Below are 25,754 nucleotides of genomic sequence, written 5' to 3' on the forward strand. Positions count from 1 at the left end.
GATCATTGCGTCGGCAGTTTCGATTGTGGAACGACAAACGCGTGGCTCGGGATCTTCGATTTCCACCTGTGCATCGGTGGAACAGCTGTGGAGAAACAGCACTGCCCGAGCCAAACAGCCCGGGCAGTGTCGGAGCTAGGTGCTAGTGGAGGATTCGTCGGATTTCTTCTCGCTGGGTGTCTCGTCCGCAGAGTCCTCGCTTGCAGTCTCCGCGTCAGCAGCCTCACGCGGTTTCCACCCCTCGCGGTCCCGCCTGGCCAATTCGGCGAACATGGCGTTGTGAGCAGCGAGGTCGGCGTCGTGGTCACGCTCGGCCGCACGGTCAGTTCGGCGCGCTGTCCTGCCATCGCTGCGCGACCACTGAACCAGTAGCGCGAGCATGACCACCATGAGCGGGATCTCGCCGGTCGCCCACGCGATGCTGCCGCCCAGCTGCTGATCGCCGATCAGGTCGTTGTTCCACCCGAGGCCGAGCGAACGGAAGTACGCGCCGCCCATGACGGCGGTGGTGCTCATCAATGCCACGCCGAAGAAGGCGTGGAACGGAAGTGAGCCGAAGACCATTGCCAGCTTGGTCACTGGCTGCAATTGACGTGGTGACGGGTCGATTCCGATCGCCACCCAGTAGAAGAGATAGCCGCTGAGGATGAAGTGCAGGTTCATCAGCAGGTGAGCGCTGTGCGAGTCGACCGTCGCACCGTAGATTCCGCCGAGATACAGCGCGTAGAAACCGCCGACAAAGAGAACTGCAGCCACGATCGGGTGGGTGATGAATCGCGAGAACGGGCTGTGCAGAGCGGTCAGAATCCACTCGCGAATGCCGGGCACGCCGTCCTTGCCTGCCGGATCCAGGGCCCGCAGAGCCAAAGTGATCGGCGCACCCAGAACCAGCAGGACTGGTCCCAACATCGACAGCGCCATGTGCGCACCCATGTGAACGCTGAAGACTGCCGGTGCGTATTTGCCGACGCCCGACGACGTGGCGATCAGGAGCACCGCACAACCGCTCATCCAGGCGATGGTTCGGCCGACAGGCCAGGAATCCCCACGCTTGGCCAGCTTGCGAAGGCCGATGCCGTACAGAATCGCCGCAGCAACGGCGGCGGTGCCGAACATGAGGTCGAATCGCCAGTCCGTCACGAAGGCCATGAACGACGGCGGGTCCGGAAGGTTGTAACCGAGTTCGACCTCGGGAATCGAGGGAATCGACAGCGGCGGGGGCGGCGGGGTACGACCGAGGCCGATCGCGAGGCCGATGGTTGCCGCCATCACGATGCCTTCAGCGCCGGCAAATCGAATCAGGGCAGAGCGACTCTTCGGATTCTCCGCCAGCGCCGGTAGCGCCCGACTCCGCTGAGCCCAACCGAAGAACCCGAGGATGATCAGTGCAACTGTTTTCGCGACGATCAATCGTCCATACGTCGTGGTGAATACGTCGTCGAGAGGCAGACGGACAATCGCGTTGATGACGCCGCTGAATCCCATGACGACGAAGCAGATGGATGCGACCGTCGAAAAGCGTCGGGCTGCTACGTCGGTGTAATCGCCGCCGCGCCGCGCGTGTGCCAGTAGCGCGAACAAGCCGCCGGCCCAGAGCGAAGCCGCCACGAGGTGCAGGATCAGGCTGTTGGTGGCGATGTCATGCGACCCGCCCGAAGACGAGTGACCGGTGAGAGCGAGCGGCATCAGTCCGAGAAGACCGACCAGCAGCAGTAGCGGGGTCCACCACCAGCGCAGTGTCAGTCGGGCCAAGATCGCCAGAACAACCGCGATGATCGCAGTCCAACGCCAAGCGCCGGCGATCTCGACCTGATCGAGTCCCGACCACAGGTTCGCCGGTTTGATCGCTTCGGCAAACGGCTGACCCGACGTGTCAGAGAGCGTCAGAGGCACCATCATGAACGAACAGATCGCCCACACGATCGCGGCGTGCGATGCAGTTCGGACTGCCCGATAGCCGTCGACGTCGAGGACACCCGACTTCTGCGGCGGCACGAAGAACGCGGCCAGAAGCAGTGACCCGATCGCGATGACTGCGGCGATCTCCCCCAGTGCGCGCATCGCGGGCAGGCCGTATGTGGTGATCGGGCCTGGATCCGGGATGCCCAGAAGAGTCAGTGCCTGCGACGCGGAGAATCCCACCACGATGGCTGCGGTGAGCCCTGCGATGAGTCCACTGACCACGAATATCGCGGTCGAAGAAGCGGGTGCACCGCTGTGCGGAGTGGACTCCGGTGGGGAATCTGTCGGCGCGAGGTCGGGTGTAGCCATACCTCAAGGGTAGGACCTTCGCGAACCGACTACGACAACGCGTCGGAGTTGGGCGGCGCGCGTCACATCCCGAACCCTCGAGTATGATGTTCCACGCGCCTCCGTAGCTCAGGGGATAGAGCAAGAGCCTTCTAATCTCTTGGTCGCAGGTTCGAATCCTGCCGGGGGCACCACAAGATTTGATTCACGGATAGTCACACTGCGTGGACGAGCGGCCACTGGGCAGAGCAGTCCGATACGGACCGAAACCTAGCCCACAAATTACGTGCCGTCCGCAGTAATCTGCCACGCATGAAGAAGGCACTTCCGAAGACCCTGAAGTCACTCGCCCGGACCGTTGGAATCCTGGCACTCGCGATCGTCGTGGTATCCGTCGTCGAGAGGTTCACCGGCGCACACCAACCGACTACCGGTCCCGCCTCGTTGACCGGGCCAGACCAATCGTTGTAGCCCTTCCCTGCGACTGCGACAAGGTCGTCTCACGAAGTTCTACGACAACGAGCCGGTAGCCAAGAATGCACCAATGCCAGCCGAGTCGCATGCAACACGCTCAGCAGAGCCGCCGCACAGTGTCACAGAATCTCTGGGCTCCGGATCCCAGGGCGTATAACAGCAGCCGGAGTAGTCGGACCTTGCTGGCGGCCGTGGGCGTAGCACCAATGACACAAGCTGCGTCAGAATGGTTGAGCGAGAACTCGATTCGAAGTTCTAATTTCGCGAAGTTTCCAGGGAGCCGTGAGAGGCGCCGGCTCTGGGACCTCGCAGCTACTCGGTGCGGTTGCTCGGATGTGGCGACTGCGCACCGATCGAACCCGCCGCATCCGCCGTCAGCGACTACGCAACGACCGTCACCATTTGACTCCGGGCATCGAAAGCGCTTGAAAAGTAAGCCATTTCATCGTGCCGAGATGCGCGAGAACGACCTGAACTTGCGAGGTCTCGAGATCTTCGAAGAAGCCTCCGACGTGGCATTTTCCGAGATCCACACACATCCCAGGCAGTGCCTCATCCGTGCGCACAAGAGCGTCGCCCAAAGTCGCTGCGGCGCGTGATCAGATGGACTGACGTAACCGTACCGAAGGCCTTCTACAAAAAGCTGGGCGATTCTTCGTCTCGAAATGCCCTGTCGGCCCCCGAAGCATTATCGACAGTTAACTGAGGCCGGAATCCAATCTGCTAAGAAAAACGAATCTAATGTGACCCCTATCTCTGGATCATTTCAGAACAGGGGTTTCGATGACCCGCGACTGAATTCACCCCCTAATTCACCCTCCTCCTATACACAGAAAAATGATTTGCATTTATGTCGAGCGTGTGTACACAGATAATTCGCTCCACACCTTGTCGTTCCGACAGCAAATAAGGGGCAGTGAACTGCATAAAGGCTCATTCGGTACAGCAGCGCCGACTCGGCTCGGCCGCTCACCGATTGTCGACAAGTGCCAAGGCAGGCATGCAACTGATGGTCGAGATCGGATTGTGATGAACCAGCCAGTTAACTTGAAAGAAATCAACGGAAGATAGATATACCCAGGTAAGCGCAGTTTTTCTTGCATGGACGCACGTCCATGGCGTGTCCAGCTATGCGATTTGCTCGTGTTAGATTCCTGATTGCGCATCGCCCGGTTTGCGCCTTCTGCGTTGTTTGCGCGGAATTTGCATCTTCTCGCGAACGGCCCCGCGCACATTTCTTTACGTTGTGCCAAAGAAAGGAATTTCATGAAAACCGTCACGGCAGCGAAGCACGTAGCACGAAGACTCCCCCCTCGGAGCCATCGCACTGTTGCTTTTGCTATCCGGGATGGTGCTCATGCTCGAACTGCAATGAATCGCGCAGGAAAGATCCTCGGCCGCAGCCTTTAGTACCTCGAAGGTCGTCGCGTTAGGTAATACCGGCGGTCGATTTTTCTTGGAATTTCCTGGCCTACCCAGAGCCGGCCGTCGGTCTGCGCTGGCGCCAACCAGGTCCGATTACCAACTGTTCGGCTCCGCAGTAGGTCGCCTGAGAATCACCAACGCTCGCAACCAGGCTCCAGAGCGGCTCAAAGGTCCCGTTTCCCTATTCGACGGCCCCGGAAACGGGGCCTAAATCATGTGTTCTGAACGAAAGGTGTTCGTCATGCGTAACCGTGTCTTCCCACGCCGTGCCGGGGAGGGGGTGGTGTCTCGGTGGGCAGCTTTGGGGATGATCGTTGCGGTCCTGGCGCTGGTCGTATCGTCGTTCTCTTTCGTCCAGGTTGCCTCGGCCGATGACGTCGGGACCTCGACCACCATAGTTCCGACCACAACAGTTCCTACCACACCGAAGCCGCCCGCGACTACGACGGAGGCGCCACTGAAGACGACGGCACCGCCTACTTCCACGTCGGAGTCACCCACTTCTGCGAAACCGCCGATCACGACGGCGTCCTCGTCGACGACTCCTGTGGCGGCGCAGCGACTGGCCGCACGCGGAGTCAATCCCGGCATCGATGTGAAAATCACCGACGTCCAGGTCGAAGGAAAGAACGACCAGCAGATCACGGTCGGGGACTCCGTCACGGTGAAGGGCATTTGGGACGCGTCAAGCGCGAGTCCGCAGCCGGGCGACCAGTTCACCATTGAATTCCCTGGCGAGCTGAAGCTTCAGTCCAACCCGACGATCGCGCTGGAGGGCGACGATGGGACGGTTTGGGGCACATGCGATCTGGCTGCTTCCACCAATCACATGACCTGCGTGCTCTCCGACGCTGTGGCGGATCGGCCGGACGAGGTGAAGGGCGATTTCTTCGTCTACACGAAGGCAGTCGAGTACACCACGTCAGAGACTGTGGATTTCACGATCAACAACAAGGTCACGCAGGTCGACCTGCCCGGCACGGGCGGCATCACCGACGGCCGCGTAATCGGCGAGTCGACGAAGTCCGGCAAACTCCAGGACAACAAGCAGTCAGTGCGGTGGACCATCGACATCCCCGGCGCAGATCTGGCCAAGTTGGACACAGGCAACACCGGTTCGGTGACCCTGAGCGACGAGCTCTCCGACAACATGAAGGTGTGTGCGGGCAGCCTGCTCAACGCGAAGCTGTGGTCCGGTCGCCCGGGCGATCTCAAAGAGACCCCTGGCGGCGTCACCGTCACCCAACCCGACGCGGGTGATCAGGTCACGATCAACATCAACAACGGCGGGCCCTTCGAGGGCAGCAAGCTCTACCGCATCGAGTACACCTCATGCACGACCAGCGGCGTTGTGGATCTCAAGGGGACTCAGTACACCAACTCCGTGACGATCGGTGACAACACGGTGGCTTCGGATGGCGTGGGACAGGACTACGCGCCGCAGACCGAGCCCTGGAAGGGCGGCTACCTCGACGGCGGTAAGCGCAATATGGAAGCCGTCTGGACGATTGTGGTTCCGGGCACCGACATTGCCGCCAACAACCACAAGATCGACATCACCGACACCTTCGGCGGCCCCCATGCGGTCTGTGCCTCGGGCGTGCAGGTAGTCATCGAGAAGTCTGACTACCTCCCAGGGCGGGAGAACGAACCCAACTACCGCACTCCTGCCGCAGGATTCACCATTGCTCCCATCGGCGCAGTAGCCGGCGCGAGTACCTTCACCGCGGCGATCACTGTGGATAACCCGGACACATTCAACGAAGAACAGTATTACTACTTCACGTACCGGACCTGCCTGACCACCACCGAGGTGCCGGACTCCGAGGACCATCTCACCAACTCGGCGGTCGTCAACAAGACGTCGATCACGGGAAAGACTGAGGGACCTGGGTTCACGAGCGGCAAGAACGGCGCGATCAACACCACGTCGCAGACGATCGGCGGTGTGGAGCAGCCGGCAGGCACCACCCTCAATTGGACCGTGGAAATCTCCGGACACGATCTCGAGGGCCTTACGGAACCGGCGGTCATCAACGACAGGTTCTCACCGAACATGACGGTGTGTGAAATCGGCGGCGATCTCAAGAGCAACCTCAATCTCAAGGTCGTCGCGCAAGACTTCTTCGACGGCAACAAGAAACGCGATATAACCGACGCCACCTCGGTGGCGCGCGCCGACGGCGGTTTCGATCTCACCCTCCCTCGGGACGCGGACGGTTACAGCCGTCAGACGAAGTACCTCGTCAGCTACACCCTGTGCACCAGCAGCGGCGGACTGGACCAGCGCGACACGGAATACTCCAACACCCTCACCTATGCCGGCAAGCAGACGCTGTCGAAGAGCGTCAAGCAGGAATGGGGCGGCGGCGGCACCGGCCAAGGTGTGTCGCGGGGCTCGTTCTCGCTTCTGAAGGAGATCGCTCCCTTCTCCGAGAAATTCCCGGAAGACACCGAGTTCACTGTGAAAGTCGAGGAGTTCGCCCCCGGGCAAGATCCAGCGACCGACGCCCCGGTGAGCTCCTACGAGATCAAGGTGAAGGCTGACGGGACACCCGTCAGTGGGATCAACCCCCGCGGAACCGGCTGGCAGATCCGCCTGTCCGAGATCAACCTCCCGACCGTTGACGGTGTGTACTTCGAGAGAGGGACGTTCCGCCCGTCGGAGGGTGTGACGCTCAACGGGGACCGCACCGAGGCGCTGGTGACCATCACGCCGAAGAGCAATGTCGGTGTCACACTGCTCAACAAAGCGAGCCTGGGATCGGCGAGGATCACCAAATCCGTCATCGGTGACGGAGCGCGCACGGGGCTCGAGGCTTTCGTCGTCAACGCAGAGATCGCCTTCGGTGACGACGCCGCCGGCAACGAGCTGCGTCAATTCACCCTGAAGGACGGTCAGCACTACGACCTGGGCAAATTGCCCATCGGAGCGAAAGTCACCTTCACCGAGGTTCAACCGACGAACACCGACCTCGTGACGTGGTCGCTGCCGGTGATCAGCCCGAAGACGCTCACCATCGGCACCGACGCGTCGGCGAACACGGTCTCCGTCACCAACGAGGCCACGATCACGCAAGGCACCTTCGAAGTGAGCAAAAAGCTCACGGGCCCGAAGGCTTCCGACAAGGCCGTACCGGCCAGCTTCGACGTGATTGCCACCTGGCTCGATACGGACGACAACCCGCAGAGCAAGACGCTGTCACTTCCGTCCGACGGCACCCCGGTTCCGTTCGGCGAGAACCTGCCGGGCGGCACCGAAGTCACACTGACAGAGCTGGTTCCGGCAAACGGTGATGGTCTCGCCTATGGCGTGCCCGCATACTCCGGGAATGTCAGGATCAGTCCGGACAACGAGGCCGTGGTGACCATCGGCAAGGATCTGCGCAAGATCGAGGTGTCGAACTTCGTCGACGTCAACGACGGCACTCTGCGCATTGCAAAGCAGGTCGGCGGTGAGGCCGCCGAGGCCGTCGGCGACGACGTGGAGTTCACGGTCGAGGCGCGTTGGCGCGACGGTGTGGAGTACCGCACCCAGGTGCTGAGCGTCAAGCAGGGACAGACCACACCGCTCGGCGTCGACCTCCCTGTCGGCACCGAGGTGACCTTCACCGAGACCGGCCGTCCCGATGTCGACGGAGTCGAGTGGGGCACGATCTCCTGGGGCACCAGCCCGGAAGGCGAATCGTGGCTGCACTCGAACCTCGACGGCACCGCGACGGGCATAGTCTCCGACGACCCGACCGACGGTCGGCTGATCACGCTGTCGAACGAGGCGCTGTGGAAATTCGGATCGGTCGAATTCACGAAGTTCATCCTCGACGCTGACGGCAAGCCCGTCCGCGCACCCGAGGCCGACCTGCCTGACAGCGCGACGTTCGAGGTCCGTATCGACGGGATCGATCCGGCACTCCCCGCTGGAACTGATTTCCCGGCAGTGGGCCAGACCATCACCCTCGATGCCGCAAACGACTGGAGCTGGACGTCCGACGAGGTTGTGCCGCGGAACACCGTGATCACCTTCTCCGAGGTCGACCCCAAGCCACTGGCCGGTATCGACTGGGCGCGGCCGTACTACTACGTCTCCGCGGATGCCGGTGACGCCGATTACCGCGACACCGTCAAGGCGGTGGCCGGTGAGAAGGCTGTGGTGGAGATCCACAACCGCCCGATCCCGACCACCGAGGTGGATATCGACAAGATCGTGACCGGCCCCAAGGGCAGCCAGGTAGCCAAAGACGGATCCACGATCTTCCAGGTCACGGCTACGTGGACGGACATCGACAATGAGGCGCGGTCTTGTGTTCTCGATGTCAAGCCGGGCGCTTCGGTCACTCCGACCGCCCAGTGCGACGCAGCCGTCATCGACGGCCGGGTCCAGTTCCCGCTGAACACCGACATCACTTTCACAGAAACCGGTGCTCACACCGACGTCACCAACGTCAAGTGGGGTGAAGTGATCTGGGGCGTCAAGGAAGGCAAGGCGGATGTCTCGAAGATCGACGGCGAACCGACCGCAACTTCCGTCAAGCTCACCGGCGAAGCAAACAAGTCGGTGGTCCTGGGACTCGAGAACAAAACCAGCAGCAATGGGCTGATCATCATCCCGATCCCGATCCCGCTGCCGCCGTGGGAAATCCCGACATGGCCGGGCTCTGAAGTACCCGGAGGATCAGGCACTGACGTGTCGACTCCCGGCAACAACGCTCCCGGCAATAACGGTGGTGGACACAACGGTGCTCCGGGCACACCTGCTCCGGGAAATCCTGCTCAGGCCAAACCGGACCAGTCATCGTCCCTGCCGGTAACCGGCGCGAACGTCATCTGGCTCGCCGGTCTAGCGCTGACACTGATCGGCGGTGGCGCATGGCTCACCCTGCGTAACCGCAAGCGTGCACCCGGCCAGGAGTAACTCCCAACCAGAAATACCGAAACAGGGCGGGTGCGACATACACCTGGTCGCACCCGCCCTGTTTCACCGTCACGACGCATCTATCTCGCGGCCGCCGCCGCGGCCCACCCCTCGAAGGAGAAACACCATGTCATTCCTCCCGTTCCCGATCGTCATCGAAGGCATCGAGACCACTGGTTCTGCCGTGATCGACGGCCTCGGTCGCCTGTCCGTACTCCTTTACGATCTCCTCGGCGGTACCGGGAGCGCCACGATCGACGCGGGCAGCTAGTTCGATACGGCACCAATGCGACACATCAGCTAGCTCGGTAGATCTGTGAAGAGGAGACCCCGGTTCGTGAGCGATACCAAAGTTCCAGGGCGTCGGCGGCCGGGCGCAGGCCAGGTAATCGGCGAACTGCTCCTCACGGCCGGGGTCGTCATCTTGCTGTTCGTCATCTATGAGGCGTTCTGGACCAATATGGTCTCAGGGCGGCTGCAGGACGAGCTCAACAACAGTCTGGAGGAATCCTGGGCCGAAGTCCCCGAAGCCTCAGGAGCGATCGATGGTCAGCCGGTGTCCCCGCTGATCCCTGTGCTCGGCGAGGGATTCGCGCGCGTGCATTTCCCCACACTCGGCGCCGCGTACGCAATCGTCGAGGGCACACGCAACGAGGACCTGCGGGCCGGCCCCGGCCACTACCCGGACTCGCAGATGCCCGGCGAAGCCGGCAACTTCGCGCTCGCCGGGCACCGCAATGGTTCCGGCGCAGTCTTCCAGCACCTGGATCGACTCGATGCATGCGATGCCGTCGTCGTGGAGACCGAGTTCCAATGGATGACGTACCGGTTGCTCCCACTCGACCAGGCCTCGCCCGAACGTCGCGCTGCGGCGAAAGCCTGCTTGAATCCCGAGCAAGCCGATCGTGTTTCCGAAGGCGACTACGTCCATCTCCTCGGGCGGCGCATCACCGTGCCCGGGGATGTTGCGGTCGTCACCCCGCTGCCCGGAAGCCCTTGGGCCGAGCCCGACGCCACGCTGGAAAGTATGTTGACACTGACCACGTGCCATCCGCTCTACTCGAACAGCGAACGCTTGATCGTCCACGCGGTTCTCGTCGAAACAATCTCGAAGACTTCGGGCACCATTCCCGCGGCATTCCAGGAGCAATGAATGTACGGATACCTCTGGGGAGCGCTCCCCGGCCCCCGACCAGTGAAGGCCCTGCTGGCGATCGTTCTCGTGGTCGCGGTGGTGCTGCTACTCATGGAATTCGTATTTCCTTGGATGTCAGAGCATATGCCCTACTCCGACGTCACCGTATAGAGCGCCCGTGCAGGTCGGCCGACACCGGCACGAGGCCCGGCTGGCGCCCGAAGGCGCTGTCCTACAGCGGACTCGACGGACCTACGATGATTCTGGCGTGTCGATGCAAACCAGTTTCCGCGTGTGTCGGAACGGGTCGCCTAGTTGACACTCGAGGCTCTCCGGAATGTTCATTCGACGCCTGAGCGAGCACTGAGACCTGACTCCGCCGCTACAGAACCTTCGTGAAGATCTGCGCCGGCGCTGCCGTCTCGAGCTTGGCCAGCGCCTCAACCAACCTGACGAAGTGCTCGGTATGGGTGTGGGCGTCGAGGTGCTCCTGAGATTCCCATTCCTCCACCAACACGAGCTCGCAGGGATTGTCGGTGCGCTGCAGTAACTCGTAATTGATGCAGCCGTCCTCTTTTCGGGTCTCGGTGACAAGTTCGTCGTACAACCGAAGCACTTCCGCGAGATCGCCCTGCTCCACTGTGGTTGGCACCAAAACCCTGATCACAAAGACTCTCCGATTCGTCTGACCCGCGTTGACCCCTCCGCTCGAAGTCTGCCGTAGACCTCCGACAGATCGACATTTCCGTTGTGACTCGAAGTTTGCGGACAGGCGCAATACCTACGAAACACCCCCGATACCGGAGGTTCGTAGGGTTTGCCGAAGTCGGGCTCGCAATCAGCAGCGCAGCCCTGGGCCCGGGCGAGGGGTAAGCACATGAGTGGAAATGCAGTTCGCTTGCAAGCGATCAAGGACGTCGAGGCCTACACACCTCCGGTGGTCAGTTTCACGACCGACGAGACACCCGGAGAGGTGTTCGGAGCCAACGTCTTCAACAAGGTGGTCATGCAGAAGCGACTGCCCAAGCTCGTCTACAAATCGGTGATGTCGACGATCGAGCAAGGCAAACCGCTCGATCCCATGGTCGCCGATGCGGTCGCGTCGGCGATGAAGGACTGGGCGTTGGAGAAAGGCGCAACCCACTACGCCCACGTCTTCTATCCACTGACCGGGTTGACGGCCGAGAAGCACGACAGCTTCCTCGAGCCGGTCGGCGACGGCAGTGCACTGGCGGAGTTCGCCGGCAAGACCTTGATCCAAGGTGAACCCGACGCTTCGAGTTTCCCGAACGGCGGGCTGCGCAATACATTCGAGGCTCGCGGATACACCGGCTGGGATGTCACGAGCCCGGCCTACGTTCTCGAAAACCCCAACGGCAACACACTGTGTATCCCGACCGTGTTCGTTTCGATGACCGGCGAAGCGCTCGACCACAAGACTCCCCTGCTGCGTTCACAACAGGCAATGGGTTTCCACGCCGAACGAATCCTTAAGTTGTTCGGCCATACCGATCCCGAGCACATCGTGTCGTTCTGCGGACCCGAGCAGGAGTACTTCCTGATCGATCGACACTTCTTCCTCGCCCGCCCCGACCTCCTCAACGCCGGCCGAACACTCTTCGGCGCAAAGCCGCCCAAGGGCCAGGAGTTCGACGACCACTACTTCGGGGCGATCCCGGAACGTGTGCTCGGATTCATGATGGACACCGAGCGGGAACTTTTCAAACTCGGTATCCCCGCCAAGACGCGGCACAACGAGGTTGCGCCCGGCCAGTTCGAAATCGCCCCGATGTTCGAGCGAGGCAACATCGCCGCGGACCACCAGCAGTTGCTGATGACCACTTTCAAGACAATCGCCAAGAAGCACGGCATGGAATGTCTGTTCCACGAGAAGCCGTTCGACGGTGTCAACGGCTCCGGCAAGCACGTCAACTTCTCGCTGGGCAACTCCGAACTCGGCAGTTTGCTTGTCCCCGGCGACAATCCGCATGACAATGCCCAGTTCCTCGTATTCTGCGCCGCAGTCATCCGGGCCGTCCACAAATACGCGGGCCTCCTGCGCGCGTCGGTCGCATCGGCAACCAACGATCACCGCCTCGGCGCCAACGAGGCTCCCCCGGCCATCATTTCGATCTTCCTCGGCGATCAACTGGCCGACGTCTTCGAGCAGATCGCCAAGGGCGCCGCGACATCGTCGAAGGACAAGGGCACCATGATGATCGGCGCCGATACCCTTCCCGTCCTACCGACCGACCCGGGCGATCGCAACCGTACGAGCCCATTTGCCTTCACCGGCAACCGTTTCGAGTTCCGCGCGCCAGGATCGCTGCAAACAGTCAACGGCCCGATGGTCACCATCAACACGATCATGGCCGAGGCCTTGGACTACATGGCCACCGAACTGGAGGCCGCGGTCGCCGACGGCGCCGATTTCGACACCGCCGTCCAGAATCTGCTCACCGAGATCATCACCAACCACGGTGCGGTTGTCTTCAACGGCGACGGTTACTCGGAGAACTGGCAGATCGAGGCCGAGTCTCGCGGCCTGCCGAACCTTCGCACGACGCTGGACGCCCTTCCTGAACTGATCACCGAATCCTCGATGGAACTCTTCGAGAAGTACAAGGTCTTCAACCACCGGGAGATGCACAGCCGCTACGAGGTCGGACTCGAACAGTACGCACTGAGCATCGGCGTCGAGGCACGCCTGGCCGCCGAAATCGGTACGACGCTGATTCTTCCGGCTGCAGTGCGCCACCAGACGGAAGTTGCGCAGAACTTCGTCGCACTGAAGTCTGCCGGCCTCGAACCGGATTCAGCACCGCTCGAAGAAGTGTCGGCGCCCGTTGCGGCTCTGCGCACAGCGCTCGCGGCCCTGCGCGCAGCAATCGACACCGACGCCGGCGAGACGCCATTCGATCAGGCCAAGCACGCACAGGACGCACTCCTGCCCGCCATGGCAGAGGTACGTGCAGCGGCCGACTTCCTCGAAACCATCGTCGCCGACGATCACTGGCCACTCCCGACGTATCAGGAAATGCTCTTCATTCTCTGAGTATCACCCGAATATCACTACCCACAGAACTATGGCCTGCAACTCGATCGAGTTGCAGGCCATAGTTGTCGAATCTTGCTCGGCTAGCGGTCTTCCGGCATCGTGACTTCGAGTACGCGAGCCTCACCGGTGGTCGCGGGGTCAGGACGATCGCGCGAATCCGACGACGCCATCTGGAGTCCGTTCAAATCGGTCCGCATGTAGATGACGTTGTAACGGTCCCACGTGGTGGCGACGAATTCGAGGAACTGTCCGCTCGCCCACGGGTGCATGAATCCGCCGTACAACGCGGGCAACGTGATTCCACTCAACAGGGTCTGCGTACCACTCCACGGGCCTTGCGGTTGGTCGGCCTGACGGATCACCAGGTTGCCCTCGGCACTGGTGTACATGGCAACGTACTTGTTCAGGTAGTCGTTCCACTGCACTGCGAGTTCACTGACCGGTGCCTTGATGACCTGAACGGCATCGGTATCTCGCGGACTCCAACCGGAGCCGTCCCAGTATTCGTAGGCACCGAGATTTCTGATGTCGGCGCCGGCCACTCGCGCCAGGATCGCCTTACCGAAACGACCTGAGGGAGTTCCGTATTCGTAAATGTAGCCGTCCCGACCGTCGAGGAAGGCGCTCTGCTGGAAGTTGGAATTGATCGGCGATACTGCCGGAATCCCCGGAATGCCAAGTCCTTCGGTATTGGCGCGAACTGTCCCCGGATCGAGTTCCCAGTTCTCACCGTTGTCCGTGGAGAAAGCCAGAGCCGAGTAGTTGGTGGTCCAGGCTCCAGGTTCGTCCCACGACCGAACGGACATGAATCTGATGTACTGCACACCACCGTAAGAGATTCCAGCGGTCGGGATGGTGGTGAACTCACCCGGAATGCCGAATCCCGGAATGATCTCCTTGGAATGATTGGGGCCGTCCAAAGGAGAACTGTCGATCTTCATCCCGTCGGCAATGGCGGTGTCGTTGCTGCGGAACAATACGTTGCTGCGCCAGTCGTCACCCGGGGTGTCGCAGTCGCCCACCGTGTCGCCGAATGCCATCAGCACGTCGTGATCCGGCCCCGAAAGACCGTTGTCCCACATGATTCCGAGGTCGGTACCCGACACGTTGAACCGCTCGATGGTGTTGTTGGGACTGCCTGGGCCAGTGACCATTTCGATCGCCTTGGTGCGGCCGGTCAGCACCGGCAGAGCACCGTTGGGGGCGCCGGTGATCCAAGGCAGCGCGTTGGCGAGGGAGCCGGTACCGGCGGATCCACTGCCGAGCGATCCGGTCAGCGAGCCGAGCGAACCCGTCATCGATCCGGCGGAACCACTTCCTCCCGAACCGCACGGTCCACCGATCGCCGACGCAGACGGTGCTGCGGCAATCGTCGCGGCAATCGTGACGACGCCTATCGACAACATCGCCGACATGGAGTGTTTATTACGCACGTGCAGCCCCTCTGATCATTTCGACTCGTTCGGACCACAGGCACAGTGATCCCCGACCGCAGAAGCAAACCATTTGGACTGTGTTAAGAGAGTGAAAGCTGAGCAAATTGTTATAAATCGCCCGTTCAACTGACACAAGTGACAGCTGTGTCCGATTTCACCTTCACAGGACAGTTGTCCGATACAGCAATAAAGGCGCCTAGTATGTAACGGAAATGTAAAAGAGTTCTCACAACGAGGTAGGTGAGCGGTGTCCGTACGTGACCGCGTAGCGCAGATTTACGATCAGGTTTTGGTTCGCAATGCAGGAGAGCCCGAGTTCCATCAGGCCGCCGCAGAGGTCTTCGAGTCTCTTCACGTAGTGCTCGAACGCCACCCCCGCTACGCCGACGCCGGACTCATCGAGCGGCTCTGCGAGCCGGAACGCCAGATCATCTTCCGCGTGCCGTGGACCGACGACCAGGGCAACGTTCACGTCAACCGTGGCTTCCGCGTTCAGTACAACAGTGCACTCGGCCCCTACAAGGGCGGCCTGCGCTTCCACCCCAGCGTCAACCTGGGCATCGTGAAGTTCCTCGGCTTCGAGCAGATCTTCAAGAACTCACTGACCGGCCTGCCCATCGGCGGCGGCAAGGGTGGCTCGGACTTCGATCCCAAGGGCCGCTCCGACGCAGAGGTCATGCGCTTCTGTCAGTCCTTCATGACCGAACTGCAGCGTCACATCGGTGAATACACCGACGTTCCGGCCGGCGACATCGGCGTCGGCGGTCGCGAGATCGGCTACCTGTTCGGTCAGTACAAGCGGCTGACCAACACGTACGAGTCGGGCGTCCTCACCGGCAAGGGCATCACCTGGGGCGGATCGCAGGTTCGCACCGAGGCCACCGGCTACGGCGTCGCGTACTTCGTCGCCGAAATGCTCAAGGCGAAGGGTGAAGGCCTCGAAGGCAAGAACGTCGTGATCTCCGGATCCGGCAATGTCGCCATCTACGCAATCCAGAAGATCCACCAGCTCGGCGGCGTCGCGATCGCCTGCTCGGATTCCTCGGGATACATCGTGGACAAGAAGGGCATCGATCTCGACCTCCTCAAGGAGATCAAGGAAGTTCGCCGCGGCCGCATCAGCGAGTACGCCGACGCAGTTCCGCATGCCGAGTTCATCGCCGACGGTTCCATCTGGGACGTGCCGTGCGACGTCGCACTCCCCTGCGCGACTCAGAACGAGCTCGACGAAGATGCCGCAAAGACCTTGATCGCCAACGGCGTTCAGGCCGTTGCCGAAGGCGCGAACATGCCCACCACCCCCGGTGGCATCCAGCTCTTCCGTGACGCGAACGTAGCCTTCGCACCCGGCAAGGCGGCCAACGCCGGTGGCGTTGCAACCTCCGCTCTCGAAATGCAGCAGAATGCTTCGCGTGATTCCTGGAGCTTCGAGTACACCGACGAGCGTCTCGCCGGAATCATGCGCGGCATCCACAAGCGCACCATCAACACCGCTGCCGAGTACGGAAAGCCCGGCGACTACGTGCACGGCGCGAACATTGCCGGCTTCGTGAAGGTGGCCGACGCCATGATTTCACTGGGCGTCATCTAGAGATTTCCGCACCACAGACAGCAGTACAAAAAGGGTGATTTCACCCTGAACCGGTTCCCGTACATCGGACTGGTCGAATCAATACCTAGGCCTCGAGGGCCCTGGGTCCGCGAGGACCCAGGGCCCTCGAGCTTGCTCCGAGCAAATCGCCCGCGACGAGCACCGTAGGCGCGGCAATGATCCCAGACGGAACTCGTGGTGTCCTCCGAAACCGTTTTCCGCTCTGACGTCGAAAAACACCGTAAGTGGACGATTGTTTAGGTCCGCAGCGCGTGGGGCATATGGACTTATCTTCACATTTGTCCATTTCACAGTTGGACGATCGTTCATGTGGTAGAAATCACAACGCCTGGCGCAATTCGATCCGCAAATTTCAGCGGCGAGTATGCCCCCGAACAAGGCCTCAGCGTGTACCCCGCTTCGTAACGCGCCGAGCCTCCGGGTGCCTGTGCCAGGCGACGCACCTGTCTAGAGGAGGCCACCCATGTCCCCAGCGCTGCTGAACAACCCGGGACCGCTCATGTTGGGAGGCAAGCCCGCCTCCACAGCGGTCAACGACGTCATCCCACTGGCAAGCGATCTCGTAGATCACCTGTCCCGTGCCAACCCGACGTTGACTTCCCTCCAAACGGAGGCAGTACGTCGGGAACTGATTGCGGTGATCGTGCAGGGGCTCCAAGTGGGGATCCAGCTATTGGATCACCGCAAACTTCCCACCGACCAAGAGTTGGACGGCATTCACACGATGACCGTCCAACAAGCATTGAAAGGCGTGCCACTCAGCGCGATCCTCAACTTGACCAACGAGGGCATCAGCACTTTTCGCACCCTCATCCTCAGCCGGGCCGACGCCGAGGACTCCGCCAATCTCGGGGATCTCAACGAGTTCTTGTTCGCACTTGCGCAGCGGCTTCACTCGTTCATCTCGATCAGCTATCTTTCGGCTCTTCCTGCCGGTTCCCAACTCGGGGAATACTCCGCCGGCGCTCTCGTGAAAGCCATGCTGGACGGCGACGATCCCACCCAGCTTGCGTTGCAGATGGGCGTTGAACTCGCACCCCGCTATCTCGTCCTGCGGCTCCTGGTGAACCTGCCGCCCATCCGCCCGGGAGCACGCAACGGCAACCACCAGCGCATACAGGCCTACCGTGACCTCTCCGTCGCTCAATCGAAAATCGCGGCCCACTTCGGGTCGGCGCTGCTCGAAGCTCCTGCACCGCAACGTGGTCTGGTCCTGATCGAGGGCACACCCGACTGGGGAACAGTGTGCGAGGTCATCCAACGCGCACGCGCAACGGTCGGGGTGGAGATCACAGCAATCGCCGAGAACGCCGCGGTACGAGATATCGCCGCCGCCCAAGCAACCACTCACGAATTGGCGCAACTCGTGCGGCGCCTGAGACTGCCGGCGCGGTCCTACCGAATGGAAGACCTCGCGCTCGAGTATCAACTCACTCGGGGTGGCGCAGGCCGCGACAGCTTGATCAATCTTCTCAAGCCACTCGACGGCAATCCGGAACTGCTGCAGACATTGTCCATACATCTCGCCAACGGCCAGCATCGTCAGCGCACCGCGTCGGCGCTCGGCCTGCACACCAACACCGTCGACAATCGAATCAAGCGCATCGCAACCCTGACCGGATTGGATCCGGCCCTGCCCTCTGAACTGCTCAAACTGCGCGCTGCCATGATCTCGCTGACCTTCGCAAGCACTGATGTGGACAATCGTCCAGCGAAAATGTGAACACTCACATCCTCGCTATTAGCTGTCCACGTGTGGCGCCTGGACCCCACTTTTCCGCTCCGAACCGGGCTATAAAAGTGTGGTGCGAATCACCGCGCAAACCAGTAACAATTAAGGGGAAACACATGATCAACGGCCAGGATAACGCTCTCCTCGGTGCCTTCTTCGACACCATCCTGCAGCTCTTCAACGCGGGCAGCACCGGCACGGGCTCGACGGATGGCGGCGGCGTCTCCTAGGACGAATCTCGGGCCCTGTGCGAGAGAATCTCTCGCACAGGGCCCGCTCCAAGCCGCCTGACACTGTGATGGCGGTGACCACGGTGACCACCACGTCGCCACCGCTGAAACCAGGAGCAAGCACATGATCGCCGCACCAACCACAGGCGCTTTGGCCGTCGTTTTGAACACCGTCCTACAGATGTTCAACGCCGGCAGCAGTTTCCTCTACACCGACAACTCTCCGATTGGCGGCGGCGGCGAAACTCCCACGACGCCTGCTCCCTGATCGACTTACCCGCTCGCATCACACAGTCGCGGCACAGACAGGAACCACCGTGATAAACCAGCACACCCTGGGCAGCCTGGTCATCGACTTCGGCTCACTCTCCCGAGCACTCGGCTTCGGCAACGGCTCCATCGTGTCGCTCGGCAGCACCGGAAGTGGCTGAAACAGCCCGCCTGACCACGTCGACGATCCCGTCGCCGCTCACCTTCTCACCACATCTCGAAACAGAAAGCAGGTCCCCCTGTGCCTACAATTCCGCTCACCGGCGACCCCATCGTCATCAACATCATCGTCCAGCTACTGAGCGCGGGCAGCAGCAATGCACTCGCACTGGGCGGAGTCGGTAGCAGCGGTCTCGGTAGCACCGGGCTCGGCAGCTTCGACTCGGCGAGCCTCGGCAGCGCTGCTTAGGACCTCACTTGTGATCGGCGTTCGATCCGCGTCTTCGGCCGCCGAGGCAGTCCACGAAACCCGCGTTGCCCTCCGTCATCTGTGACGGAGGGCAACGCGGTCGTTCAGGCGAGACGGCTCGCGGTTACGCGATCAGGCCGTCCGCCGCGGTGAATCAACGCCAGTCTTCAGGTGGATCGCTGTCGTCGTGCTCGATGGTCACGGACTCCGAACGATCGTCAGCTGCAGCCTTTTTCGCTGCTTCACGCATCTCGATTCCGTCGGACACCCAGTCGCCGATCTCGCGCGTCACGTCTCGAACGGCCCCGGCGATGATCATCGCGATCGAGCCCACGTGGTTGGCTGCACTTTCGGTCAGTTCCTGGACCGTGTCCTTGCGGCGTTCGAATTTCCCGACCATCAGTGTGTGCCTCTCAGGCTGCAGTTCGCTGGCGCTCGACGATAACACCGGGAGGGGTCGTCGACTTGACCAAACCGGGCGGAAGAGCGAGCTTGAAGATCTTGCCCCATACCGAACCGATCTGCTTGAAGAACCCACCGGTGTTGTACGGCAAACCGTACTTCCCGCACAATTCTTTCACCTGGGGAGCGAGTTCCGGATAACGATGCGCAGGCAGGTCCGGGAACAGGTGGTGCTCGATCTGGTGCGAGAGGTTGCCGGACATGATGTGGAAGAGCGGGCTTCCCTCGATGTTGGCGCTGCCGAGCATCTGACGCACGTACCACTGCCCGCGAGTCTCGTCGGCCGTCTCGTCCTCGGTGAAACTCTGGACACCGGTGGGGAAATGGCCACAGAAGATGATCGAGTACGTCCACACGTTCCGGACCAGGTTGGCGGTGACATTCCCCGCGAGAGTGGTCACGAACAGCGGCCCCGTGAGAACCGGGAAGATGACGTAGTCCTTGAGGACTTGCTTGCCCGCCTTGTTCCACCAGCCCTTCAGGAGCGGCTTGACGTCGTGCCACTTGCGTTTGCCCTGGATGACGTTCTCGATCTCGAGATCGTGCATCATCACGCCCCACTCGAAGAGCACCATCAAGGCGAAGGCCCAGACCGGATTACCGAGGTAATAGGGGTTCCACTTCTGCGCGTCGTCGATACGCAGGATGCCGTATCCGATGTCACGGTCTTTGCCGAGAATATTGGTGTACGTGTGATGCATGTAGTTGTGCGAGTGACGCCACTGGTCGGCCGGGCACACCGTATCCCATTCGAAGACTTCGGAATTGAGCCCTGGTTCACGCATCCAGTCGTACTGACCGTGCATGACGTTGTGGCCGATCTCCATGTTGTCGAGGATCTTGGACACGCTCAATGCACCGACTGCCGCGAGCCACACCGGAGGCAGGAAGCCGAGGTACATCAAGCCGCGACCTGCGACCTCGAACCCGCGCTGAGCCTTGATGATCTTGTAGATGTACTCCCGATCCTCCGCCCCGAGCGAGGCGACGGTGCGATCGCGCAATGCGTCCAACTCGCGGCCGATCTCCTCGACCTGCTCGTACGTCAGGACGACGGGAGCGTCGTCCTTCGCATCGGAACCGTTGCCGAGGAACGGGAGGGTGAGAAGTGAAAGTCCAAACATGTCGGTCTCCAGACAGTCGTGTGGAAAATGGGACTTCAGATGTCGACGGTGACGTCGCCGACGGGAGCACTGACGCACAGCTGGATCTTCTTGTCCGGCTCGTCGTCTGTCTCACCGGTGCGCACGTTTCGGGTACGGCCCGCCTTCTTGACGGAGGTGCAGGAGAAGCAGATTCCCATCCGGCATCCGTACTCGGGATTGAGGCCCGCAGCTTCTGCTTGTTCGAGAAGTGTTTCGCCGGAGTTCTCGGCCGCCACCCCACTTTTGGTGAATGACACCTCGCCGCCGGCCTCCCCCGGCTCGGCCACCGCCGGCGCGAACTCCTCGGTGTTGAGCAAGTGCTCGACGTCGACCTCACGGAACACCTCACGCACTCCCCGCATCAGTCCGGGAGGTCCGCAGAGATAAGCCTGGGCGTCGATCGTGTCCGGATCGGCGATCCAAGGAGCCACCGCGTTGAGGTGCCCGCGATCGAAGAAACCTTCGAGGTCACCTCCACCGCTTTCGGTGTACACGAGTACCAGTTTCACGTTCGGGTTCTGCTCGGCGATGGTCTTCAGCGCGCGCGTGTACGCCACGTCGGCATCGGTGTTCGCGTAATGCACGAACACGATCTCGCCCGAGTGCTGCTCCTCCACCAGCGTCCGAAGCATCGACATGACCGGGGTGATTCCACTGCCGCCACTGATCAACAACACCCGACGCGGGCGGTCGACGGGAAGGGAGAACACACCGTCTGCCTGCGAGAGGCTGACAACGAGTCCGGGTGCCGCATTGGCGTACAGATACTGCGACACCAGGCCACCCGGATGCGCTTTCACGGTGAGCTCGATCAGCCCACTGCGCGTAGACGCACCCCCGGCCGGCGAGTAGCAGCGAGTGTGACGAACACCGTCGATCACCACGCCCAACTGCACGAACTGGCCCGCCTGAAAACCGCGCCACTGGCGAGTCGGGCGCAGCGTGAGAGTGACTGAGTCAGCCGTCGGATGGTCGACGGCGACAACCTGCGCGCGGATGTCACGAACCGTCGCCATCGGGTTGACCAGCTCGAGGTACCGATCGATCTGATGTGGAGCAGCCATGGCTTCGATCAGTCCCACCAAGGACAGTCCGCGCCGAGGTGCGGACTTCGGTGTCGTGTTCTCAGGAGCAGATGCGATTGTCATGACCCTCCTCGTACTTCGATTGCCGGGTGTATCGATTGCTGGGCTAGCTTCCCCCGACTGCGTGAATTCAGTGTACAAATGTTCACCGAAGATAGTGTGACAGGTGCACACAAGTACATGTCAACAAGAATGTGATCCGAGTTACACGAGTTGCCGAAAGGAGCCGGAATGCCTGTACCTACACTCGACGTCGTGACGAAGGCCGGACCGGTGAACCCAGAGCGCAGGGAGCCCGGCAACAGGGAACCGGAAAGTCGTGCCGCCAAGAAGGAACGCACACGCCAAGCGCTCCTGGACACTGCCATGGACCTCTCGGCCGATCGCGGCTTCGCCGGAATCAGCCTGCGAGAGGTAGCCAGGGAAGCCGGGATCGTTCCGACGGCGTTCTACCGCCACTTCGCTTCACTGGAGGACGTCGGTGTCGTCCTCGTCGAAGAGAGCATGCGTATGTTGCGCCAGATGCTGCGCGACGCAAGGCGTAATCCCAGCACCAAGGACGCCGCTACGTCCCTGGGCATCCTTGTGCGACAAGTGCATACACACGAGCGACAGTTTCGGTTCCTCTGCCGCGAACGCTACAGCGGCGTCAGTGAGGTACGACGTGCGATAGCCACTGAAATGCGGTTGTTCGTCAGCGAACTGACCATCGACCTCTCCAGAATTGCCGGACTGGAAAGCTGGTCGTCGGACGATCTGGAAATGGCTGCCGACCTGATCGTCTCGACGATGTTCAGTGCTGTCGTCGAACTGCTGGACGCCGGGACCGCCGGGTATCGCGACGAAGCCGCCGTCATCACACGAGCCGAGAAGCAACTGCGAGTCATCATGCTCGGAATGGCCACCTGGAATCCACCTCGAAACTGACCTCGGGTTCACCTTTTCGACGTACGGTGAGAGTCATGTCTTCCACGAGTACATACGAAATCCCCGTTGGCGACCTCACCTTCGACGTACTGATCTCGGGCCCGGACGACGGCATTCCGCTGGTAGCGCTGCATGGCTTCCCGGAGAGCGCCGCATCCTGGGGCAAGGTCACACCACTGCTCACCGCAGCGGGCTACCGCGTAATCGCACCGAATCAGCGCGGTTACTCCGCCGGCGCACGCCCCGAAGGGGTGGATGCCTACAAGATCGAGCACCTGGTAGCCGACGTCGTCGGATTGCTCGACGCGCTCGGCCTGTCCGACGCGCATCTTGTCGGTCACGACTGGGGTTCGGCGGTCGCCTGGCAGGTCGTCGGTCGCCATCCGAACCGGATCCGCAGCCTGACGGCGATCTCGGTCCCCCACCCCACCGCCTTCGGTTGGGCACTCCGCGAGGACGAGGACCAGAAGCAACGCTCGTCCTACATCGGACTTCTCCGACAGGAGGGAAAAGCCGAGGAAGTGTTGTCGGAGGACAACTTTCGCCGGCTGCGTGCCATGTTCGACGGCCAGATCGATCCTGAATTCGCCGACGAGCACATTCGTGTCCTGAGCGGGGAGGGCGCGCTGACCGGCGCCTTGAACTGGTACCGCGCGATGACCCGCGACTTCGGCGACATCGATCGCACCACTGTGCCGACTACGTACGTCTGGAGCACCGGCGACACAGCGCTCGGCCGCGCAGGCGCAGAACGCTGTGGCGAATTCGTGGACGCCCCCTACGAGTTCGTCGTGCTCGACGGCGGAAGTCACTGGATTCCGGAAGAGCGAGCCGAAGAGTTGGCCGAGACGATCCTCGCACGTGCAGGATCCTGATCGCCGCGACGAATTCGGCTCTATGTATGTTGTCATACATAGAGCCGAGTTGATTCCATCACCAGGAGTTCTGCGATGACCGAGACCGTTGCACCACCCCATCCTTTCGACGCTGCTGTCGGATTGACGCCACTCACCGCCGGCCTGTCGACCGGCGAGACCAATCCGGCGTACAACAACATGGTCGGGCCGTTCGGCGGCGTCACCGCTGCCACGTTGCTCGAATCTGTACTGAAGCACCCCGAACGCCTCGGCGATCCGCTGTCGTTGACCGTCAACTTTGCCGGTCCGATCACCGAGGGCGCCTTCGAGATCTCCGCCCGGCCGGTGCGCACCAACCGCTCGACGCAACACTGGTCCATCGAACTTTCTCAGGACGGAACCGTCGCCACTACCGCGACGGCAGTGTTCGGTACCAGGCGTGAAACCTGGTCGTCGACCGAAATCACGATGCCGGAGGTTCCGTCGGCCGAAGACGTTGCGCTGCTGCCGTTCCCCGAGTTCATCGCCTGGGCACAGAACTACGAGATGCGCTTTGTCGAAGGTGCAATCCCCGACCTGGAGTCGGGCGAGCATCCCGACTCGACAACGACGCTCTGGGTGCGCGATCGGCCGGCTCGCGCTCTCGACTTCACGTCGCTGACTGCACTGTGCGATGTCTTCTTCCCACGAGTTTTCTTGCGCCGAGGCAAGATGGCACCGGCTGGGACGGTCTCGATGACCATCTACTTCCACGCCGACGCTCAGACGCTGACCGAACAGGCAGACAATTCCGTGCTGGGAACCGCGCGGACCCAACGGTTCGGCAACGGGTACTTCGATCAGTCGGCCGAAATTTGGGGCAGTGACGGCGCATTGCTCGCTACGACACACCAGTTGGTCTACTTCAAGGATTGACGGGAAGCGCACTGTCCCCTTCCGGCGCCTTCACCATCGACAATGCGGCAAGACCGACGCCGAGAACCACCAGCAGTCCGATGATGCCGGCACGGTCTGCACCGAAGAGCCATGCGAACAGGCCGAACAGTGTCGGTGCCAAAAACGACACTGCTCGGCCTGTGGTCGCATACAGGCCGAACATCTGACCTTCACGCCCAGGCGGGGTGATGCGCGCCAGGAAGGTTCGTGCCGACGACTGAGCGGGCCCGACGAAGAGGCAGAGCGCGAGACCGAAGATCCAGAACATCACCGGCCCTGACACCGCGATCAGGATCGCGCCGACCACGATCATCGACGCCAGCGAGACGGTGATGACCTGTTTCGGTCCGATCCGATCGTCGAAGCGTCCGGCCACCAATGCACCGATTGCGGAAATCACGTTGGCCGCGACACCGAACAGTAGGACGTCGGCAGCGCTGATTCCGTAGACGTTGACAGCCAGCACGGCCCCGAAGGTGAACACGCCCGCCAGACCGTCACGAAAGAGTGCGCTCGCGATCAGGTACCAGATCGTGCGCCTGTCGACGTTCCAGAGTTCGCGCAGATCGCGCCACAACACCCGATAGGAGTCGAGGAACCCGGCCTTGGACGCTCCCGGATCGACCGCGGGGCTGGGCAACTCTGGAACCTTGAAGAACACCGGAATTGCGAAGACCGCGAACCACACTGCAGCCAGCAGTGCCACCATCCGGATGTTCATGCCGCCGTCGGTGGTCAATCCCAGGAATCCCCGAGTGTCACCGTCGCCGACGATGAACCCGAAGTAGCACAGCAACAGCAGCACGATTCCGCCGAAATATCCCATGGCCCAGCCGAAGCCGGAGACTCTACCCAGATTCTCCGGTGTCGACACCTGCCGCATCATGGCGTTGTAGGGAACGCCGGCAAGCTCGAAGATCACCGAACCGATTGCGAGCAGAACCAATCCGAGCCACAGATAGCGGTAGTTGTCTTCGACGAAGTAGAGGCCCGCCATCGAGAGCACGGTGATGCCGGTCAGTATCGCGAGCGAGAGTTTACGTTTACCCGACGCATCGAAACGTTGTCCGGTGATCGGAGCGAGAATCGCGATGAAGAAGCCGGCGATTCCGAGTGCCCAGCTGAGCCACGTAGTTGCCGAAATCGTGCCGGGAAGGTCGTCACCGACCGCGTCGGTGAGATAAACCGAGAAGACGAACGTGAGGATCACTGCGTTGAATGCGGCCGATCCCCAATCCCACAGCCCCCATGCGAACACTTGACTCTTCGTGGCCGCACCGCCGATGCCTGCGGGTGGCTCTGCCTGCGTGCTCGTGGACTCGGCGCTCATACGGCGAAGCCTAACTGCGCGCGGGCGACTCGGCGCCTCTCTCCGAAGTCGACATACAAGACGCTCTAT

The 25,754-nt window shown here is 61.5% G+C and carries 21 protein-coding genes and 1 tRNA gene; 15 read left to right on the top strand and 7 right to left on the bottom strand.

Annotated elements, in window-relative coordinates; genetic code table 11:
• Positions 1–135: 135 nt before the first annotated feature.
• Positions 136–2,271 (bottom strand): bifunctional copper resistance protein CopD/cytochrome c oxidase assembly protein, encoded by a 2,136-nt coding sequence (locus tag M0639_RS18520; RefSeq protein ID WP_064074816.1) that lies wholly within the window; start codon positions 2,269–2,271, stop codon positions 136–138.
• Between the two features lie 97 nt (positions 2,272–2,368).
• Between M0639_RS18520 and M0639_RS18525 the strand changes: the two genes are divergently transcribed.
• The 7 genes from M0639_RS18525 (at position 2,369) to M0639_RS18555 (ending at position 10,367) form a co-directional block, all read left to right on the top strand.
• A tRNA-Arg gene (locus M0639_RS18525) sits at positions 2,369–2,444 on the top strand.
• 118 nt (positions 2,445–2,562) lie between these two features.
• Positions 2,563–2,721 (top strand): hypothetical protein, encoded by a 159-nt coding sequence (locus M0639_RS18530; RefSeq protein ID WP_003945304.1) that lies wholly within the window; start codon positions 2,563–2,565, stop codon positions 2,719–2,721.
• A 458-nt stretch (positions 2,722–3,179) separates the two neighbouring features.
• Positions 3,180–3,323: a hypothetical protein gene (locus M0639_RS18535; protein ID WP_197486191.1), complete on the top strand. Its 144-nt coding sequence runs from the start codon at positions 3,180–3,182 to the stop codon at positions 3,321–3,323.
• A gap of 1,133 nt (positions 3,324–4,456) precedes the next feature.
• Positions 4,457–9,061 (top strand): DUF5979 domain-containing protein, encoded by a 4,605-nt coding sequence (locus M0639_RS18540; RefSeq protein WP_064074817.1) that lies wholly within the window; start codon positions 4,457–4,459, stop codon positions 9,059–9,061.
• A gap of 127 nt (positions 9,062–9,188) precedes the next feature.
• Positions 9,189–9,332 (top strand): hypothetical protein, encoded by a 144-nt coding sequence (locus M0639_RS18545; RefSeq protein WP_197486192.1) that lies wholly within the window; start codon positions 9,189–9,191, stop codon positions 9,330–9,332.
• Positions 9,333–9,398: 66 nt separating this feature from the next.
• Complete coding sequence (locus tag M0639_RS18550; RefSeq protein WP_064074818.1) at positions 9,399–10,214, top strand: class E sortase; 816 nt, start codon at positions 9,399–9,401, stop codon at positions 10,212–10,214.
• Complete coding sequence (locus M0639_RS18555; protein ID WP_197486193.1) at positions 10,215–10,367, top strand: hypothetical protein; 153 nt, start codon at positions 10,215–10,217, stop codon at positions 10,365–10,367. It abuts the gene before it with no gap.
• A gap of 211 nt (positions 10,368–10,578) precedes the next feature.
• Here the strand turns inward: M0639_RS18555 and M0639_RS18560 are convergent, their stop codons facing one another.
• Positions 10,579–10,848 carry a putative quinol monooxygenase gene (locus M0639_RS18560; RefSeq protein WP_231915233.1) on the bottom strand — a complete coding sequence of 90 codons (270 nt, stop codon included), beginning with the start codon at positions 10,846–10,848 and terminating at the stop codon, positions 10,579–10,581.
• 225 nt (positions 10,849–11,073) lie between these two features.
• Here M0639_RS18560 and M0639_RS18565 point away from each other — a divergent pair, with 225 nt between their 5' ends.
• The gene (locus M0639_RS18565; protein ID WP_064074819.1) at positions 11,074–13,251 is read left to right on the top strand and encodes a glutamine synthetase III family protein; all 2,178 of its coding nucleotides are present in this window, start codon (positions 11,074–11,076) and stop codon (positions 13,249–13,251) included.
• Positions 13,252–13,334: 83 nt separating this feature from the next.
• On the opposite strand, the gene M0639_RS18570 is transcribed toward M0639_RS18565, so the two are convergent.
• On the bottom strand, positions 13,335–14,669 hold the full coding sequence (locus tag M0639_RS18570) for a glycoside hydrolase family 183 protein (RefSeq protein WP_064074820.1): 1,335 nt from the start codon (positions 14,667–14,669) through the stop codon (positions 13,335–13,337).
• A 268-nt stretch (positions 14,670–14,937) separates the two neighbouring features.
• Here M0639_RS18570 and gdhA point away from each other — a divergent pair, with 268 nt between their 5' ends.
• The 4 genes from gdhA (at position 14,938) to M0639_RS18590 (ending at position 18,943) form a co-directional block, all read left to right on the top strand.
• Positions 14,938–16,281, top strand: coding sequence for an NADP-specific glutamate dehydrogenase (gene gdhA / locus M0639_RS18575; protein WP_003945368.1), 1,344 nt, complete (start codon positions 14,938–14,940; stop codon positions 16,279–16,281).
• A gap of 484 nt (positions 16,282–16,765) precedes the next feature.
• On the top strand, positions 16,766–18,025 hold the full coding sequence (locus M0639_RS18580) for a PucR family transcriptional regulator (protein WP_003945374.1): 1,260 nt from the start codon (positions 16,766–16,768) through the stop codon (positions 18,023–18,025).
• A 363-nt stretch (positions 18,026–18,388) separates the two neighbouring features.
• Complete coding sequence (locus M0639_RS18585) at positions 18,389–18,532, top strand: hypothetical protein (RefSeq protein ID WP_003945326.1); 144 nt, start codon at positions 18,389–18,391, stop codon at positions 18,530–18,532.
• A gap of 243 nt (positions 18,533–18,775) precedes the next feature.
• On the top strand, positions 18,776–18,943 hold the full coding sequence (locus M0639_RS18590; RefSeq protein ID WP_003945367.1) for a hypothetical protein: 168 nt from the start codon (positions 18,776–18,778) through the stop codon (positions 18,941–18,943).
• 154 nt (positions 18,944–19,097) lie between these two features.
• Here M0639_RS18590 and M0639_RS18595 read toward each other — a convergent pair whose 3' ends face one another.
• From M0639_RS18595 to M0639_RS18605, 3 genes are read right to left on the bottom strand one after another with little or no spacing between them, the layout of a single operon-like run.
• The gene (locus M0639_RS18595) at positions 19,098–19,343 is read right to left on the bottom strand and encodes a hypothetical protein (protein WP_003945295.1); all 246 of its coding nucleotides are present in this window, start codon (positions 19,341–19,343) and stop codon (positions 19,098–19,100) included.
• A gap of 13 nt (positions 19,344–19,356) precedes the next feature.
• Complete coding sequence (locus tag M0639_RS18600) at positions 19,357–20,529, bottom strand: fatty acid desaturase family protein (protein WP_064074821.1); 1,173 nt, start codon at positions 20,527–20,529, stop codon at positions 19,357–19,359.
• A 35-nt stretch (positions 20,530–20,564) separates the two neighbouring features.
• Positions 20,565–21,698 carry a ferredoxin reductase gene (locus M0639_RS18605; RefSeq protein WP_003945343.1) on the bottom strand — a complete coding sequence of 378 codons (1,134 nt, stop codon included), beginning with the start codon at positions 21,696–21,698 and terminating at the stop codon, positions 20,565–20,567.
• Between the two features lie 168 nt (positions 21,699–21,866).
• Between M0639_RS18605 and M0639_RS18610 the strand changes: the two genes are divergently transcribed.
• From M0639_RS18610 to M0639_RS18620, 3 genes are all read left to right on the top strand, one after another.
• The gene (locus tag M0639_RS18610) at positions 21,867–22,562 is read left to right on the top strand and encodes a TetR family transcriptional regulator (RefSeq protein WP_082893231.1); all 696 of its coding nucleotides are present in this window, start codon (positions 21,867–21,869) and stop codon (positions 22,560–22,562) included.
• A gap of 35 nt (positions 22,563–22,597) precedes the next feature.
• The gene (locus M0639_RS18615) at positions 22,598–23,437 is read left to right on the top strand and encodes an alpha/beta fold hydrolase (protein ID WP_064074822.1); all 840 of its coding nucleotides are present in this window, start codon (positions 22,598–22,600) and stop codon (positions 23,435–23,437) included.
• Positions 23,438–23,512: 75 nt separating this feature from the next.
• Positions 23,513–24,334, top strand: a complete 822-nt coding sequence (locus tag M0639_RS18620; protein WP_003945359.1) for an acyl-CoA thioesterase — start codon at positions 23,513–23,515, stop codon at positions 24,332–24,334.
• Here M0639_RS18620 and M0639_RS18625 read toward each other — a convergent pair.
• Positions 24,324–25,685, bottom strand: coding sequence for an MFS transporter (locus tag M0639_RS18625; RefSeq protein ID WP_007733331.1), 1,362 nt, complete (start codon positions 25,683–25,685; stop codon positions 24,324–24,326). The two genes, M0639_RS18620 and M0639_RS18625, sit on opposite strands and share 11 nt — an antisense overlap.
• Between the last annotated feature and the right edge of the window lie 69 nt (positions 25,686–25,754).

Origin of the sequence: Rhodococcus qingshengii JCM 15477, from assembly GCF_023221595.1 — a bacterium.
Lineage (GTDB): Bacteria > Actinomycetota > Actinomycetes > Mycobacteriales > Mycobacteriaceae > Rhodococcus_F > Rhodococcus_F qingshengii.